Origin of the sequence: Sphingomonas insulae (assembly GCF_010450875.1) — a bacterium.
GTDB classification, from domain to species: Bacteria; Pseudomonadota; Alphaproteobacteria; order Sphingomonadales; family Sphingomonadaceae; genus Sphingomonas; species Sphingomonas insulae.
Genome location: NZ_CP048422.1, coordinates 832,124 through 847,528, shown reverse-complemented (window position 1 = coordinate 847,528; position 15,405 = coordinate 832,124). Strand labels below are relative to the sequence as shown.

Genomic DNA, 15,405 nt, shown 5'->3' with positions numbered 1-15,405 from the left:
CACTGTAAACCGGCGGCATTATCGCCACGCTCTTGCGCCAGCTGTTCTAGGATTGTAACACACCCCATGGCTGACCGCTGGGACGAGCCGATGCGTCACGAACCCGTCGATACCACACGCCGCACGCCGATCGGCCAGCGCTATGCGCTGGACGACGAACCGGTCGCGCGCGCCCACCGGGACCGCGGGATCGACCGCGACGACCGGTACGCCGGTCGCTTCGACGCCTTCCTCGGTGACGACGATGCCGACGCGACGACCGGCGGCGAACCGCCCCGCCGCCGCCGCAACATCGGCCGCTGGGTCCTGCGCGGCATCGGCGCCGGCATCGTGCTGCTGGTGATCGCGATCGGCTGGCTGGCGGTCACCGCGCCGCTCAGCAAATCGCTGCAGCCGCCCACCCCGCCCTCGATCACGCTGACCGCGGACGACGGCACCCCCGTCGCCCGCCGCGGCGCGATCATCGGTGCCCCCGTCGACGCGGCAAAGCTGCCCCCGCATGTGACGGAGGCGTTCATGGCGATCGAGGATCGCCGCTTCCGCTCGCACTGGGGCATCGACCCGCGCGGCATCCTGCGCGCCTTCGTCCACAACGTCGGTTCGGGCGGCGTGCGCGAGGGCGGCAGCACGATCACGCAACAGCTCGCCAAAAACGCCTTCCTCGATTCCGACCGTACCGCCGCCCGCAAGATCCGCGAGGTCATGATCGCCTTCTGGCTCGAGGCTTGGCTGTCGAAGGACGAAATTCTGTCGCGCTACCTGTCGAACGTCTATTTCGGCGACAACGTCTATGGCCTGCGCGCCGCCTCGAAACACTATTTCGGCCGTGAGCCCGAAAAGATGAACGTCGGCCAGGCGGCGATGCTGGCGGGCCTCGTCAAGGCGCCCTCGCGCCTCGCGCCGACCAGCAACCTCGACGGTGCGCGCAAGCGCGAGATGCTGGTGGTCGCCGCGATGGTCGACGCCGGCTTCCTCACCAGGGCGGAAGGGGCCGCGGTCCAGCCGCAACGCGTGCTGGCGAACCGGCCGACCGCATTGCCCAGCGGTACCTATTTCGCCGACTGGGTCCTCCCCTCCGCCCGCGACCAGGCCGGCGAGGTGAAGACCGAGGCGACCGTCCGCACCACGCTCGACCGCCGCCTGCAACGCACCGCCGAACGCGTCATCCGCCAGGCCGGCCTGCGCCAGGCGCAGGCGGCGATCGTCGCGATGCGCCGCGACGGCCGCGTCGTCGCGATGGTCGGCGGCAAGGATTACGGCAAGAGCCCGTTCAACCGCGCCACCCAGGCCCGCCGCCAGCCGGGCTCGACCTTCAAGCTGTTCGTCTACCTCGCCGCGATGCGCGCCGGCATGACCCCCGACACGATGGCCGACGACAGCCCGGTCGAGATCGCCGGGTGGAAGCCCAAAAACGACGACGGCCGCTATCTGGGCCAGATCCCGCTGCGCCGCGCCTTCGCCCGTTCGTCCAACGTCGTCGCCGCACGACTGACGCAGGAGGTCGGCGTGCGCAACGTCATCAAGGCGGCGCGCGATCTCGGCATCTCCACGCCGATCCCGAACGAAGCGACGATCGGCCTCGGCACCGCAGAGGTCTCGCTGCTCGAACTGACCGCCGCTTATGCCGGCGTCGCCAACGGCACCTATCCGGTCCAGCCGCGGGGGCTGGAAGAGACGCAGGGCAACAAGAGCTGGTACGAATCGCTGACCGGCGGCAGCCGCAAGATGCCGGACGACATCCGTGACAAGATGCTCGACCTGCTGTCCTCGTCGCTGCGCGGCACCGGGCGCGAGGCGGTGCTAACCACCGACGCTTATGGCAAGACCGGCACGTCGCAAGCGAACCGCGACGCCTGGTTCATCGGTTTCGCCGGCGATCTGGTCGTCGGCGTATGGGTCGGCAACGACGACAGCTCGCCCAACCCGGGGCTGCACGGCGGCGGCATCCCCGCACAGATCTGGCGCAACTTCATGGTCTCCGCGCTCAACATCGCCCCCGTCGCCGCACCGGTGGTGGTCGAGGAGAATGCCATGGATCCCGAGGCGTTCGACAATGGCGATGCGAGCGAAGACCCGGTCGGCGACGCGATCCCGCAGGTCGAGGGAGCGCTCGACGGCTTCGGTCTCCAGATGAAGATGGGCCGCGACGGCAGCATCAGCATCACCCCCGGCGGGCGCGACCGGCCGCCACCCCCGCCGGAACCCGCCCCCCGCGACCGACGCGGTGGCGACGAAGACGGGGGCGAGTTCTAGCGCAGATCGACATTCGGCCTTCTACGTCCCCGGCGGGCCGGGGAAGCAAGCTGCTCCAAATGCCATCTCGCTGTGAATGTCGATCCGACCTGGCGCGGGTCGATCCCGATCGACACGCTGGCCGTGCTGCCGCATCGCGCTACACTAATCCGCACGACACGATCGCCAAGGAGAGGCGGCTGATGCGGTTCGATGCGACGCGGGCTCTGGTGGTCTATGCGGGCGTGCTCACGCTGGCGGTGGGCTGGGCATTGGTGACCGGTGCGGCGGTACCGGCGGCCCTCGACACGCTCGATGTTCGCCGGATCAACGTGCGGGAGGCGGACGGCACCATCCGCATGGTCATCGCCGCCCGCGACCGCTTCCCCGGCCTCATCGTCCGCCGGCGCGAACACCCGCATCCGGGCCGGACGGATGCCGCCGGCATGCTGTTCTACAACGACGAGGGGACCGAGAATGGCGGCCTGATCTTCGGAGGGCGGACGGTGGCCGGCAAGCCCGCCGCCTTCGGTCATCTCAGCTTCGACCAATATGAGCAGGATCAGGTCGTCGCGCTCGCCCAGAACGAGGGCGGCGGCGATCGCGATGCCGGGCTGCGCATCGCCGACCGTCCCGACGCCGCGCTGGACATCGCGGCGATCCGGCGGCTCGATGGCCTGCCGCCCGCCGGGCGCGATGCCGCGATCCAGCGCATGAAGGACAGCGGCGCATTCGGCCACGAACGCGCCTTCCTCGGCAAGGATCGCAGCGGCGATGCCCTGCTCGACCTGCACGATGGCGCGGGCCGCACCCGCCTGCGCCTGCGCGTCGCCAGGGCGGGCGCCGCACGGATCGAATTCCTCGACGCCGCCGGCCGGGTCACGCGGACCCTCGCCGACTGACCGCGCCTATTGTGCCATCCAACCCTTCAGCTTCGCTTCCAGCACCGGCATCGGCAGCGCGCCGCTGTCGAGTACGGCGGCGTGGAACGCGCGCGGGTCGAATGCCGCACTCTGCTTCGCCTGCGCCTCCGCCTTCAGGCGCAGGATCGTCAGCTGCCCGATCTTGTAGGCGAGCGCCTGTCCCGGAATCGCGATATACCGCTCCACCTCGGCGGTGGCATCGGTCTTGGGCATCGCCGAGTTGGCGAGCATGTACGCGATCGCCCGGTCGCGGCTCCAGCCCTTGGCGTGGATGCCGGTGTCGACCACCAGCCGCATCGCCCGCAGCATCTCGTCGTTCAGGCCACCCATGCGCTGGTACGGATCGGTCTCCATCCCCAGCGACTTCCACAGCGTCTCCGCGTACAGCGCCCATCCCTCGACGTAAGCGGTGTTGCCGCCGAACCGCATGAACGCCGGCAATGCGGTATTCTCCTGCGCCAGCGCGATCTGGAAATGGTGTCCCGGCACCGCCTCGTGCAGGTACAGCGTCTCCATGCCCCAGGTGTAGCGGCTCGGCAGGTCGTAGGTGTTGTAGTAGAAGATGCCCGGCCGCTTGCCGTCGGGCGTACCGTCCTGATAGCTGCCGGCCGCATCGCTCTTGGCGCGATAGTCGGGCACCGGCCGGATTTCGAGCGGAGTCTTGGGGATCAGCGCGAATTGCTCGCGGACGCGGGCATCGATCCGCTTGCCGATCGCCTCGTAATCGCTGCGCACCTCCGCGGCGGAGTTCGGCTGGAAACGCTTTTCGGTGCGCAGATAGTCGAAGAACTGCGCCAGCGTCCCCTTGAAGCCCGCGGCGGTCTTCTGCGTCTCCATGGCTGCGGTGATCCGCGCCACCTCGGACAGGCCGAGCTGGTGGACCCACTCCGCCTGCAACGGCAGCGTCGTGCTCTGCTCGATGCGATAGGCATACAGCGCCGCACCACCTGGCATAGCCGACAGACCGACCGTCTCGCGCGCCTTGGGCAGATAGTCGGCCTTCAGGAAATCACGCATCTTGCGATGCGCCGGCGTGATGACGTCGCGGACCTGTGCGGCATAGGCGGCGGTCAGGCGCCGGCGATCGGCAGCGGGGATGTCCGCCGGGAACATCGTGACCGGTGCATAGAACACCGATCCCTCGACACCCTGCGCGATCAGGTTGTCGAACTGCGCGATCATGTTCTCGACCACCAGCCGGGGGTGGACGATGCCCTTCGCCATGCCCTCGCGGAAACGGGCGATGGCGCGATCGTACAGCGCGGCATAGCCGGCGTTGCGCTTCAGGTTGTTGTCATAGTCGGCGACCGTCTTGAACGGCGCGCCGCCCTTGCCGCTCGCGAAGTCGGGATAGAAGGTCTGGAAGCCGCCGAAGTGGTTGATCGGCAACAGCCGCGTGACCGACTGGATCGCCGGGGCATAGCCGCGCAGGTTGACCTCCGCGGTGTTGCGGAACACGTCATAGGCGATCTGGTCGACCTTGGTCAGCTTCGCACGGTCGATCGCCTTCAGCGCCGCAAGGTCGGCCTGCAGATTGCGCTGTTCGCGCGCCGTCGCCGCATCGGTCAGATAGTCGCCGAAGCGGTCGGCGTAGCGCATGTCGCCGCGCATGATCGCACTGATCGGGTCGAGCGCCAGGTCCCGTTCGTCGCTGTCGTAGAACAGCCGTTTCAGCCGCGCATCCTCCGCCCCGTCGCCGGGCAGCGGTACCGGCGGCGGCAGCGCCTGGCCGAGCGCGGGTGTCGAAACGGCGGCGAGCAGCAGGCTCGCGATCAGATGGCGCATGGACAATTCCCCTTTGCCGGCAAGCTTAGCAAGACGCGGCGCAAAGGCGATAGGCTGGTTGACGCTGCCGACATCGGACAGCAGAGCGGACCCATGCGTTTCTTTTCCGACAATGCCGCGCCGGTCCACCCCAGGGTCATGGCCGCGCTGGCCGAGGCCAACAGGCTCGACACCGCCTATGACGGCGATGCCCGGTCCAGGGCGCTCGATGGGCGCCTGTCCGACCTGTTCGGGACGGATGTCATGGCGATCTGGGTACCGACCGGTACGGCCGCCAATTGCCTGGCGCTCGCCGCGCTCTGCCCCCCGCATGGCGGCGTCGTCTGTCATCGCGACGCGCACATCCAGAACGACGAGGGCGGTGCACCCGAATTCTATACCCACGGCGCCAAGCTGTTCCTCGCCGACGGCGAGGGTGCGAAGCTGACGCCGGATACGATCCGCGCGGTCGTCGACGCCATCGCCGACGACGTGCACCGGGTGCAGCCCCATGCGATCTCGATCACCAACGCCACCGAATACGGCCGGGTCTACACGCCGGACGAGGTCGCAGCGATCGGCGCGCTGGCGCAGGAGCGCGCGCTCGGCCTGCATATGGACGGCGCGCGCTTCGCCAATGCGATGGCGACGCTCGGCTGCACCCCGGCGGAGGTGACGTGGCAGGCCGGCGTCGACGCGCTGAGCTTCGGCTTCGTCAAGAACGGCGCGATGAGTGCCGAGGCGCTGGTGTTCTTCAAGCCCGAGCTTGCCGGCGCGACCCTGTACCGGCGCAAGCGGGCGGGCCTGCTGTTCTCCAAGGGCCGCTATCTCGCGGCGCAGGTGCTGGCGATGCTCGACGACGATCTGTGGCTTGCCAACGCCCGTGCAGCCAATGCGCGCGCTACGGCGCTGGCGGCAGCGGCGGGCGCACGGCTGGTCCACCCGGTGGAGGCGAACGAGGTGTTCCTGCGCGCCACGCCCGACGAAGCCGCGGCGCTGCGGGCGAAGGGCTTCGACTTCTACGATTGGGCGGCGGGCGAAATCCGGCTGGTGACGGCCTGGGACAGTCCGGCAGAGCATGTCGCACTGCTGGCGCAGGCGATCGGGCAATTGTGACCGGCGCGCCGCCGCCACAGTCGACGCGGGCGGCGATCCTTGTCCCCTTCGCGCTCGTCACGCTGATCTGGGGGTCGACGTGGCTGGTGATCCGCGACCAGCTGGGCATCGTGCCGCCGAGCTGGTCGGTGACCTATCGCTTCATCGTCGCCGGCCTCGCTATGGTCGTGGTGGCGAAGGTGAAGGGCGAACGGTTCGCGCTGGACACGCGCGGCTGGGCATTCGCGGCCGCGATCGGCCTGCTGCAATTCTGCCTGAACTTCAATTTCGTCTACCGCGCCGAACATCACATCACATCGGGCCTCGTCGCGGTGGTGTTCGCGATCCTGCTGGTGCCGAACGCGCTGTTCGCGCGGGTGTTGCTGGGGCAGCGGATGGGCGGACAGCTGATCGTCGGATCGGCAGTGGCGATGGCGGGTATCGCGCTGCTGTTCCTGCATGAAGCGCGGACCGGTCCGGCCGGCACCGCCGCGACGATCGCCGGCATCGGCTTCACCGGCATGGCGATCCTCGCTGCATCGTTGGCCAACGTGTTCCAGGCGACGCCCACGGCGCGGCGCTATCCCATGATGGCGACACTGGCGATCGCGATGCTGCTGGGCGCGGGCATGGACGGTGCGATCGCCTGGTGGCTGACCGGACCGCCGGTGATCGAGATGCGACCCTCGTATTGGGCCGGCATCCTGTATCTCGGGCTGGCGGGATCGGCGGTGGCCTTCCCGCTCTATTACCGGGTGCTGCGGGTGATCGGCCCGGCCAAGGCCGCCTATTCCAGCGTGATCGTGCCGGTGATCGCAATGCTGCTGTCGACTTTGTTCGAGGGCTATCGCTGGTCGCCACTCGCAGCGGCGGGCGCGGCGCTGGCGGGGGTCGGGCTGGTCATCGCGTTGAGGGCGCGCAGGCCCAATCGATAGGTCGGATAGGCGGGACGCCAGCCGAGCACCCGCTTCGCCTTGCCGTTCGCGACGCGCCGGTTCTCCGCATAGAAACCCCGCGCCATCGGCGACAGCGTCTCGATCCCGACCAGCGGCGGCGGCGGCAACCCGAGCAACCGTGCGGCGAAGGTGACGACGTCGTCCTGCGAACAGGGCAGGTCGTCCGCCAGATTATACGCTCCCGCAGGCGCGACAACCGAGGCGAGCACGCCTGCGACGATGTCGTCGACGTGCACGCGGCTGAACACCTGGTCGGGCAGGCCGACCCGGTGCGCCCTGCCCTGCCGCACCCGGTCGAGCGGCGATCGGCCGGGGCCGTAGATCCCGGGCAGTCGGAACACATGCGCGGCCCGATCGAGCCATGCCGCATCGGCGGCGGCGCGGGCCGAACGGCGGCCCGTTCCGGTGGGTGCCCGTTCATCGACCCAGGCGCCGCCGGCATCGCCATAGACGCCGGTCGACGACAGATAGCCGAGCCATCGCCCGGACAGTGCATCGCCATAGCAGCAGAGCACGGGATCGGCATCGCCGTCCGGCGGCACCGACGACAGGATATGCGTGGCGGCGGCGATCGCGGGACGGACCGCGCCCTCATCGTCGAAGCGCAACGTACCGTCCCGCCCGTCGCGGGTCGTACCCATCGTCGCTCCCGGCCATGCCGCGGCGATGCGGCCGGCGGTATAGCCGAGCCCGAAGATCAGCAGCATGCCGCCCTCCGCTTTTGCAGCTGACACATGGCTCGCACCCCGTTCGTCATTCCGGTACCCGCGCCCTATTGCGCCATCGGGCCGTGGTACGTCGTCCCGAAATAATCGCCCTTGTTCCACACCGGGCGCGCCGCCCCGTCCGCAATCTCTCGCGCGATCGCGTAATTGGTCGCGACGAACCGCACGCCCTGATCCCACAGGATCGGCTGGGTCAGATCGTCACCGGGCCGATGGTAGCGATTGGCGAGGAAATCCTCGAACGGCGCGCGGCCGGCACCCTTGATGCCCGGCCACAGGAACACCGCGGGGATGCCCTTGCGGACGAAGTTGAAATGGTCCGATCGGGTGAAGAACCCCTGTTCCGGCATCGGATCGGGCGACAGGCCGACGCCGACCGCGTTGACCGCCTTGGTGACGATCGGTCCCAGCGTCGATCGTTGCGCACCAAAGGCGATCATGTCCTCGAACCGGTACAGCAGCACCGGCATGTCGAGATTGACGTCGGCGACGATGGTGTCGATCGGCACGGTCGGATGATCAACGAACCAGCTCGATCCAACCAGCCCCTTTTCCTCGCCCGTCACCGCCAGGAACATGACGGTCCGCTTCGGCGGCCTGCCGCTGGCGGTGAAGCGCTTCGCTTCCTCGATCAGGCTGGCGATGCCGATCGCATTGTCGAGCGCACCGTTGTTGATCCGGTCGCGATCCGGCGCATCGCCGGGCCGCTCCGGCGACACGCCGATATGGTCGAGGTGCGCGGACAGGATGACGACTTGCTTGCCGACCACCGGGTCGCTGCCCGGCACGATCCCGACGACGTTGCTGCTCAGCGCGGGCGCAAAGCTGGTCCGCGTCGTCGCGGTCAGCGTGCCGGCCAGCGGCATCGCGGTATATCGCGCATTGTCCGCCTTGGATTGCGCGACGATCCTCGCCCACGGCGTCGCACTGCCGGCGAACAGCTTGGCAGCGCCCGCCTGGCTGATCGTGGCGAGGACCGGCGTGGTCGCGGCAGGGCTGGTACCGACACCGTCGGGCGTCGCCCATGTCGTGCGGGGGTTGGCATAGCCGGCGGCCAGCGCAGAGAATGGGCGGTCGCGCGGACCGGCCCGCGGCGCCTCGAGCACCACGATGCCGACCGCGCCGCGCGCCGCCGCGAGTTGCGCCTTGGTCGCGAGCGATCCGAAATAGGATCGCTCTTCGCCGGGAAAGCTCGTCGGCGAGCCGCCGAGGATCGCGACGATCTTGCCGCGGACATCGACGCCGGCATAATCGTCGACGCCGAACTGGGGTGCGACGATGCCGCGGCCGGCGAACACCACCGGTGCGGATACGGTCGTTTCGGCGCGTGCCGGGTTGGCGGTCGGGCTGTAATCCTCTCCGAAGACGAGCGGCGTGATCGCGCCCTTGCCGGCGGACCAGGTCAGCGCGCCCTTGTCCGCCGCCTTGTAGACGACCAGCGGTACGCGCTGCAGATAACCGCCGTCGTCGCCGGCGGGGCGCAGGCCGGCGGCATAGAATTGCGCCGCGACATATTGCGCGGCGATGTCGAATTCCGGGCTGCCCGCCTCGCGTCCCTTCATCGCGTCGGAGGCGAGGAACATGACGTGCGCCTTCATCGCCGCCTGGTCGGCGGGCAGGGCCCTCGTCAGCAGGGCGTTGGCCGCCACCGCATTCCGCGAAGGTGCTGCCGGCGGCGGCGGGGTCTGCGCGCATACGGGCGTGGCAAGCGCCAGCGCGACAAGCGCGCTCGGGAAACGGATCATGCGATGGAAGCTCTCACTCTGGATGGCGCCAGCGTAACAGGGGCACCGGGCGGCGCCAAGCCGGCGACGTCCTCCTGGTGACCGTTCGCGGGGAACGACCGATCAAGAGGAATGACTGGCGGCATGGCCGCGTGCTCCTATAAAGGTACCATGCTCGACGTCTCGCAAGCCATAGCCGCTCCCGCCCATGACACCGTGGGTCCGATCAGCCGCCACGATTACCGCCCGCCGGCATGGCTCGTGCCGGACACGCGGCTGGTCTTCGCGCTCGACGCGGCGGCGACCCGCGTCACCGCGACGCTGTCGGTTACGCGCAACGGCGAGCATGGCGAACCGTTGCGGCTGCACGGCGCCGGGCAGGAACCGCTGGCGGTGCGTGTCGATGGCGTGGCGGTGAACGACTGGCGGATCGAGGGCGAACAGCTCGTCGTTCCGCTGACCGGCGCCACGCACAGCGTCGAGACCGAGGTCGTGATCGCGCCCGAACGCAACACGCAGCTCATGGGCCTGTACGCCAGCGGCGGGAACCTGTGCACGCAATGCGAGGCCGAGGGGTTTCGGCGAATCACCTATTTCCCCGATCGGCCCGACGTGCTGAGCCGCTATCGCGTGCGGCTGGAGGCGGACAAGGTCCGCTATCCGGTGCTGCTCGCCAATGGCGACCCGGTCGACGCCGGTGACATGCCCGGCGAGTCCGGCGGGCGTCACTGGGCCGAATGGGACGACCCCTTTCCCAAGCCATCCTATCTGTTCGCGCTGGTCGCTGGCGACCTGGCGGTGAACCGCGGCACCTTCACCACCGCATCGGGGCGGACGGTCGCGCTCGGCATCTGGGTGCGCGCCACCGATATCGAGAAGACCCACCACGCGCTGCATGCCCTGAAGCTGTCGATGGCGTGGGACGAGCGCGTCTATGGCCGCGAATACGACCTCGACGTGTTCAACGTCGTCGCGGTCGACGATTTCAACTTCGGCGCGATGGAGAACAAGGGGCTGAACATCTTCAACAGCCGCTACATCCTCGCCGACCCCGATACCGCCACCGACTATGATTATGACGGGATCGCCGCCGTGGTCGCGCACGAATATTTCCACAATTGGTCGGGCAACCGCATCACCTGCCGCGACTGGTTCCAGCTCAGTCTCAAGGAAGGTTTCACCGTCTATCGCGACCAGGGCTTTTCGGCGGATCAGGGATCGGCGGCGGTCAAGCGGATCGAGGACGTCCGCGGCCTGCGCGCGGCGCAGTTCCCCGAGGATGCCGGCCCGCTCGCCCACCCCGTGCGCCCGGAAAGCTATCTGGAGATCAGCAACTTCTACACCGCGACCATCTACAATAAGGGCGCCGAGCTGATCCGGATGATCGCGACGATCCTGGGGCCGCAGGGTTTCCGCGCGGGCACCGACCTGTATTTCGACCGCTTCGACGGCACCGCGGCGACGTGCGAGGATTTCGTTGCCTGCATGGAGGATGCGAGCGGCCGGGACCTGGCCCAATTCCGGCTGTGGTACAGCCAGGCCGGCACGCCGCGCGTTGCCGCCAGCCTGGCGCACGAGGCAGGCGAGGGGCGCGCGACGCTGCGACTGGCGCAGCATGTGCCGGGCACGCCGGGACAACCCGACAAGCAGCCGATGGTGCTGCCGCTCAAGATCAAGCTGTTCGGCGGCGAAACCGGGCGCGCGCTGGGCGAGGAACAGCTGGTCCTGCTCGATCAGGCGGCCAGCACGATCGTGTTCGACGGCATTACCGAGCGCCCGGTGCTGTCGATCAATCGCGGCTTCTCGGCGCCCGTGATCATCGAAAGCGATCGCAGCGCCGCCGAACTGGGCTTCCTTAGCGCGCACGACGACGATCCCTTCGCGCGCTACGAAGCGATGCAGCAGCTGATGCTGGATACGCTGGTCGCAGCGGTGATCGAGGGCGACGGCGATCACGCGGCGGTCGTCACCGCGGTGGCGAACACGCTCGCCGATCGCGCGCTCGACCCGGCCTTCGTCGCAGAGGCGGTGCTGCTGCCGTCGGAAAGCTTCGTCGGCGACCAACTGGCGCTGGTCGACCCCGATGCCATCCACCGCGCCCGCGAAGCGTTGCGCCGCGACCTGGGCATGCGACTGGCCGACCAGTGGCGCGACGCCTATGAGCAGGCGCCGACCGGCCCCTATGTCTACAGCCCCGCCGCCAAGGGGCATCGCCGCCTGCGCAGCGTCGCGCTCAGCTACATCGCGGCGAGCGGCGCGGCCGATGCGGCGACGATCGCCTTCCGCCAGTTCGAGGCGGCGGACAACATGACGGATCGCCAGGGGGCGCTCAACACCCTCGCCAACGGCTATGCCGACGAACGCGAGGCGGCGCTCGACATCTTCTACAATCGCTATGCCGGCAACGGCCTGGTCATCGACAAATGGTTCCAGACGCAGGCGCTGTCGTCCCGCGACGATACCGGACGGCTGGTCGCGGAACTCGCCCGCCATCCCGATTTCACGCTCGCCAATCCCAACCGGGCGCGATCGCTGATCGGGGCCTATGGCGCCAATCAGCGCGCCTTCAACGCGGCCGACGGCTCCGGCTACCGCTTCCTCGCCGACCAGCTGATCGCACTCGACAAGCTCAATCCGCAGACCGCCGCAAAGCTGTTGCCGCCGCTCGGACGCTGGCGGCGCTTCGATGAGAAACGATCCGCCCTGATGCGCGCCGAATTGCAGCGGATCGTCGCGACGCCGGGCCTGTCGCGCGACCTCTTCGAACAGGCCTCGAAAAGCCTGGCGTGAGGCTGACGGAGCCGGCCTTTACCCGGTCACCTCCTTGAACAGCTGGCGGGCGGTGTCCGCCAGCACACGGCCGGCGCCGCGGTCGCCCTTCGCCATCGACGTCATGAACGCCTTGGCCTCCGTCAGCGTCAGGTGCGGCGGCAGCGGTGCGACGCCGGGGTCGGTCTTTACCTCCAGGATCACGGGTCGGTCGGCCGCCAGGGCCGCGTCCCACGCCGCCCCCAGATCCTGCGGCCGGTCGACGAATATCCCCTTCAGCCCGATCATCTCGGCAAACCGGGCATAGGGTACGTCGGGCAGGTCCTGCGTCGTCGGAAACCGCGGATTGCCCTCCATCACCCGCTGTTCCCACGTCACCTCGTTCAGGTCCTCGTTGTTGAACACGCAGACGACGAAGCGCGGGTCGGCCCAGCGCTGCCAGTATTTCTGCACCGTGATCATCTCGGCAAGGTTGTTCATCTGCATCGCCCCGTCGCCGACCAGGGCCACGACGGGGCGGTCCGGATAGGCGAACTTGGCGGCAATGGCATAGGGTACCGCCGCGCCCATCGACGCAAGGCCGCCCGACAGCGACGATCGTTGCCCCTTCTTCACCCTGAAATCGCGCGCATACCAGTTGCAGCACGATCCGCTGTCCGACGTGACGATCGCGTCCGCCGGCAGCCGCGGCGACATTTCCCACACCACCCGCTGCGGATTGACGGGTTTCGCCTCCGCCATCGCACGCGCCTCCAGCGTCTGCCACCAATCCGCGACGCCCGCTTCGATCTCGTCCCGCCAGCTACGGTCGGCCTTGGGCTGGATCAGCGGAATCAGCGCCTCCAGCGTCTCCTTCGCGCCGCCGTGCAAATTGACCTCGGTCGGATAGCGCAGGCCGAGCATGCCGGCATCGACGTCAATCTGCACCGCGCGGACCTTGCCGTCCGCGGGCAGGAATTCCGCCCAGGGAAAGCCGGTGCCGATCATCAGCAGCGTGTCGGCGCCCTGCATCAGGTCCCACGACGGCTTGGTACCCAGCAGCCCGATGGCGCCGGTGACGAAGGGCAGGTCGTCGGGCAGCACGTCCTTGCCGAGCAGCGCCTTGGCGATGCCCGCGCCGAGCAGGTCGGCGATCCGCACCACCTCGTCCGCGCCGTCCCGCGCGCCGGCACCGATCAGGATCGCGACCTTGCTGCCCGCGTTCAGCACCTCGGCGGCGCGGGCGAGCTCGCGCGGCTGCGGCACGACGCGCGGGCGGCTGTAACCGACACCCGAGCGCGTGAAGCCGTGCTGGACCTTGGGGTCCTCATAGGGCTGGTCCTGCACGTCCTTGGGCAGCACGATCATGCCGACGCCGTTGCCGGCGACCGCGATGCGGATCGACCGGTCGGTGACGTGGCGGACCTGCGCGGGTGCGGTCGCTTCCTGCACGTAGTCGGCGACATCGGCGAAGATCCGGTCGAGGTTCAGTTCCTGCTGGTAGCTGCCGCCCCGCACCGTCGTTTCCGCCTGGCCGGCAATGGCGAGGACGGGCACGTGATCCAGCTTGGCATCGTACAGCCCGGTCAGCAGGTGGGTGGCGCCGGGGCCACCCGTCGCCAGGCAGACGCCGATCTCGCCGGTGAACTTGGCGTGCGCGGTCGCCATGAACGCGGCCATCTCTTCATGGCGGACCTGGATGAATTCGATCCCGTCCCCGGCCTTTTCGGCCCGTTGCAGCGCACCGAGCACGCCATTGATGCCATCGCCGGAATAGCCGTAGATCCGGGTCACGCCCCATGCCTTCAGCCGCTCCACGAAGAAGTCGCTGGTCATCGCCGCCATGTCGTTTCGTCCTGTTGCCGTGCAGGCGGCGTCAACGGGTGCGGCGCGGCAATGTTGCGTCGCGCAACTCGGCTTGCCGATGCTACGGTTCATCGCAGCGTGCCGACGTGTCGGTTCCCGCGCGCCGTTCCGTGGATAAGGATCGGCGCGTTGCGTAGCGGGACCTCAACCACAGTATGACAGCGTTCGGCCGTTCGGCCCGATTGATCCTGATTGTCGGCACCTCTGCGACGCTGTTCGGCTGCGGATCGACATCGCGTCCCAATGCGGGCGGACAGGCGCCGGCGGTGGCCGCCCCGGTCGAGGTCTCGATCCCCGTGCCGGCCGCGGCACCGCCCGCGCATCGCGTCGCTCCCGCTCAGCTGACGACGGCGATCGACACGCTGGCCCGCACGTTCGACGGCAAGTTCGGCATCGCGATCCGCGCGGTGGACGAGGGATGGACGATCGCGTCGCCCGGCGCACGCACGCGCATGCCGCAGCAGTCGGTCAGCAAATTGTGGGTCGCGATGACGCTGATGGACCTGCGCGACCAGGGCAAGGCCAGGCTGGACGATCCGGTACTGGTGCGGCCCGAGGACCTGACGCTGTTCCACCAGCCGATCGCGATGCTGGTGAAGGGCGCGGGCTATCAGACGACGGTGGGCGAATTGCTCACCCGCGCGCTGACCCATAGCGACAACACCGCCAACGACCGGCTGCTGACCTATGTCGGCGGACCGATGGCGGTGCGCGCGATGATCGAGCGCAAGCAGCTGGGCGACATCCGCTTCGGCCCGGGCGAACGCCTGCTCCAGTCGAAGACCGCCGGGCTGACGTGGAACCAGTCGCTCAGCGCCGGCAACGGCTTCGAACTCGCCCGGTCGCGCCTGTCACCGGAGGTGCGCGCCGCCGCGCTCGACGCCTATGTCAACGATCCGCCCGATGGCGCGGCCCCGCTTGCCATCGCCGATGCCATCGCCCGGCTGGCGCGCGGCGAGCTGTTCACCGAAACCTCGACCCGCATCCTGCTCGATACGATGGGCGCATCGGTCACCGGCCGCGCCCGCCTGCGCGCCGCGCTGCCCGCCGGGTGGAAGATCGCGCACAAGACGGGGACCGGCCAGGATCTCGGCACGCGCAACGCCGGGTTCAACGACGTCGGCCTGCTGACCGCGCCGGACGGTCGCCGCTATGCGATCGCGGTGATGATCGGCGACAGCCGCCGCCCGATCCGCGAACGCCAGCAGCTGATCCAGTCGGTCGCCGCCGCGGTGGCGGATTATGCGGGGACCAGCCGCTAGGCGCCGCCGTCGTCCGGCCGGCACACAGCGGCCCGATCGGCATCCCCGGCCAACAGCCATTGTGACCGCAAAACCACACCCGGACGCACCGCGGTTCCGCACCGAAGGAT

General features: G+C 68.8%; 10 protein-coding genes. 6 read left to right on the top strand and 4 right to left on the bottom strand.

Translation table 11 applies throughout. The annotated features are described in order from the left end of the window. Positions 1-66: 66 nt before the first annotated feature. Positions 67-2,253, top strand: a complete 2,187-nt coding sequence (locus tag GTH33_RS05635; RefSeq protein ID WP_163957523.1) for a transglycosylase domain-containing protein — start codon at positions 67-69, stop codon at positions 2,251-2,253. A 59-nt stretch (positions 2,254-2,312) separates the two neighbouring features. After that, complete coding sequence (locus GTH33_RS05630) at positions 2,313-3,134, top strand: hypothetical protein (RefSeq protein ID WP_163957521.1); 822 nt, start codon at positions 2,313-2,315, stop codon at positions 3,132-3,134. A gap of 6 nt (positions 3,135-3,140) precedes the next feature. Here GTH33_RS05630 and GTH33_RS05625 read toward each other — a convergent pair whose 3' ends face one another. After that, the gene (locus GTH33_RS05625) at positions 3,141-4,940 is read right to left on the bottom strand and encodes a DUF885 domain-containing protein (protein WP_163957518.1); all 1,800 of its coding nucleotides are present in this window, start codon (positions 4,938-4,940) and stop codon (positions 3,141-3,143) included. A gap of 93 nt (positions 4,941-5,033) precedes the next feature. Between GTH33_RS05625 and GTH33_RS05620 the strand changes: the two genes are divergently transcribed. Next, positions 5,034-6,035: a threonine aldolase family protein gene (locus GTH33_RS05620; protein WP_163957517.1), complete on the top strand. Its 1,002-nt coding sequence runs from the start codon at positions 5,034-5,036 to the stop codon at positions 6,033-6,035. After that, the gene (locus GTH33_RS05615; protein WP_163957515.1) at positions 6,032-6,949 is read left to right on the top strand and encodes a DMT family transporter; all 918 of its coding nucleotides are present in this window, start codon (positions 6,032-6,034) and stop codon (positions 6,947-6,949) included. Before GTH33_RS05620 ends, GTH33_RS05615 begins: the two co-directional genes overlap by 4 nt. Here the strand turns inward: GTH33_RS05615 and GTH33_RS05610 are convergent. Both GTH33_RS05610 and GTH33_RS05605 read right to left on the bottom strand, forming a co-directional pair. Beyond that, positions 6,859-7,677 carry a Rossmann-fold NAD(P)-binding domain-containing protein gene (locus GTH33_RS05610; RefSeq protein ID WP_163957513.1) on the bottom strand — a complete coding sequence of 273 codons (819 nt, stop codon included), beginning with the start codon at positions 7,675-7,677 and terminating at the stop codon, positions 6,859-6,861. The two genes, GTH33_RS05615 and GTH33_RS05610, sit on opposite strands and share 91 nt — an antisense overlap. Positions 7,678-7,742: 65 nt before the next feature. Further along, positions 7,743-9,440, bottom strand: a complete 1,698-nt coding sequence (locus tag GTH33_RS05605) for a M28 family metallopeptidase (protein WP_163957506.1) — start codon at positions 9,438-9,440, stop codon at positions 7,743-7,745. A 150-nt stretch (positions 9,441-9,590) separates the two neighbouring features. Between GTH33_RS05605 and pepN the strand changes: the two genes are divergently transcribed. Further along, positions 9,591-12,209, top strand: a complete 2,619-nt coding sequence (pepN, locus tag GTH33_RS05600) for an aminopeptidase N (RefSeq protein WP_163957504.1) — start codon at positions 9,591-9,593, stop codon at positions 12,207-12,209. 18 nt (positions 12,210-12,227) lie between these two features. Here the strand turns inward: pepN and GTH33_RS05595 are convergent, their stop codons facing one another. After that, complete coding sequence (locus tag GTH33_RS05595; protein ID WP_163957502.1) at positions 12,228-14,012, bottom strand: thiamine pyrophosphate-requiring protein; 1,785 nt, start codon at positions 14,010-14,012, stop codon at positions 12,228-12,230. Positions 14,013-14,188: 176 nt separating this feature from the next. On the opposite strand from GTH33_RS05595, the gene GTH33_RS05590 reads away from it, so the two are divergent. Next, complete coding sequence (locus GTH33_RS05590; RefSeq protein ID WP_163957499.1) at positions 14,189-15,295, top strand: serine hydrolase; 1,107 nt, start codon at positions 14,189-14,191, stop codon at positions 15,293-15,295. Positions 15,296-15,405 lie beyond the last annotated feature (110 nt).

Coding starts and splice junctions, on each gene's coding strand:
- GTH33_RS05635 (WP_163957523.1), top strand. CDS start 67: ATGGCTGACCGCTGGGACGAGCCGATGCGTCACGAACCCGTCGATACC.
- GTH33_RS05630 (WP_163957521.1), top strand. CDS start 2,313: ATGCCATCTCGCTGTGAATGTCGATCCGACCTGGCGCGGGTCGATCCC.
- GTH33_RS05625 (WP_163957518.1), bottom strand. CDS start 4,940: ATGCGCCATCTGATCGCGAGCCTGCTGCTCGCCGCCGTTTCGACACCC.
- GTH33_RS05620 (WP_163957517.1), top strand. CDS start 5,034: ATGCGTTTCTTTTCCGACAATGCCGCGCCGGTCCACCCCAGGGTCATG.
- GTH33_RS05610 (WP_163957513.1), bottom strand. CDS start 7,677: ATGCTGCTGATCTTCGGGCTCGGCTATACCGCCGGCCGCATCGCCGCG.
- GTH33_RS05605 (WP_163957506.1), bottom strand. CDS start 9,440: ATGATCCGTTTCCCGAGCGCGCTTGTCGCGCTGGCGCTTGCCACGCCC.
- pepN (WP_163957504.1), top strand. CDS start 9,591: ATGCTCGACGTCTCGCAAGCCATAGCCGCTCCCGCCCATGACACCGTG.
- GTH33_RS05595 (WP_163957502.1), bottom strand. CDS start 14,012: ATGGCGGCGATGACCAGCGACTTCTTCGTGGAGCGGCTGAAGGCATGG.
- GTH33_RS05590 (WP_163957499.1), top strand. CDS start 14,189: ATGACAGCGTTCGGCCGTTCGGCCCGATTGATCCTGATTGTCGGCACC.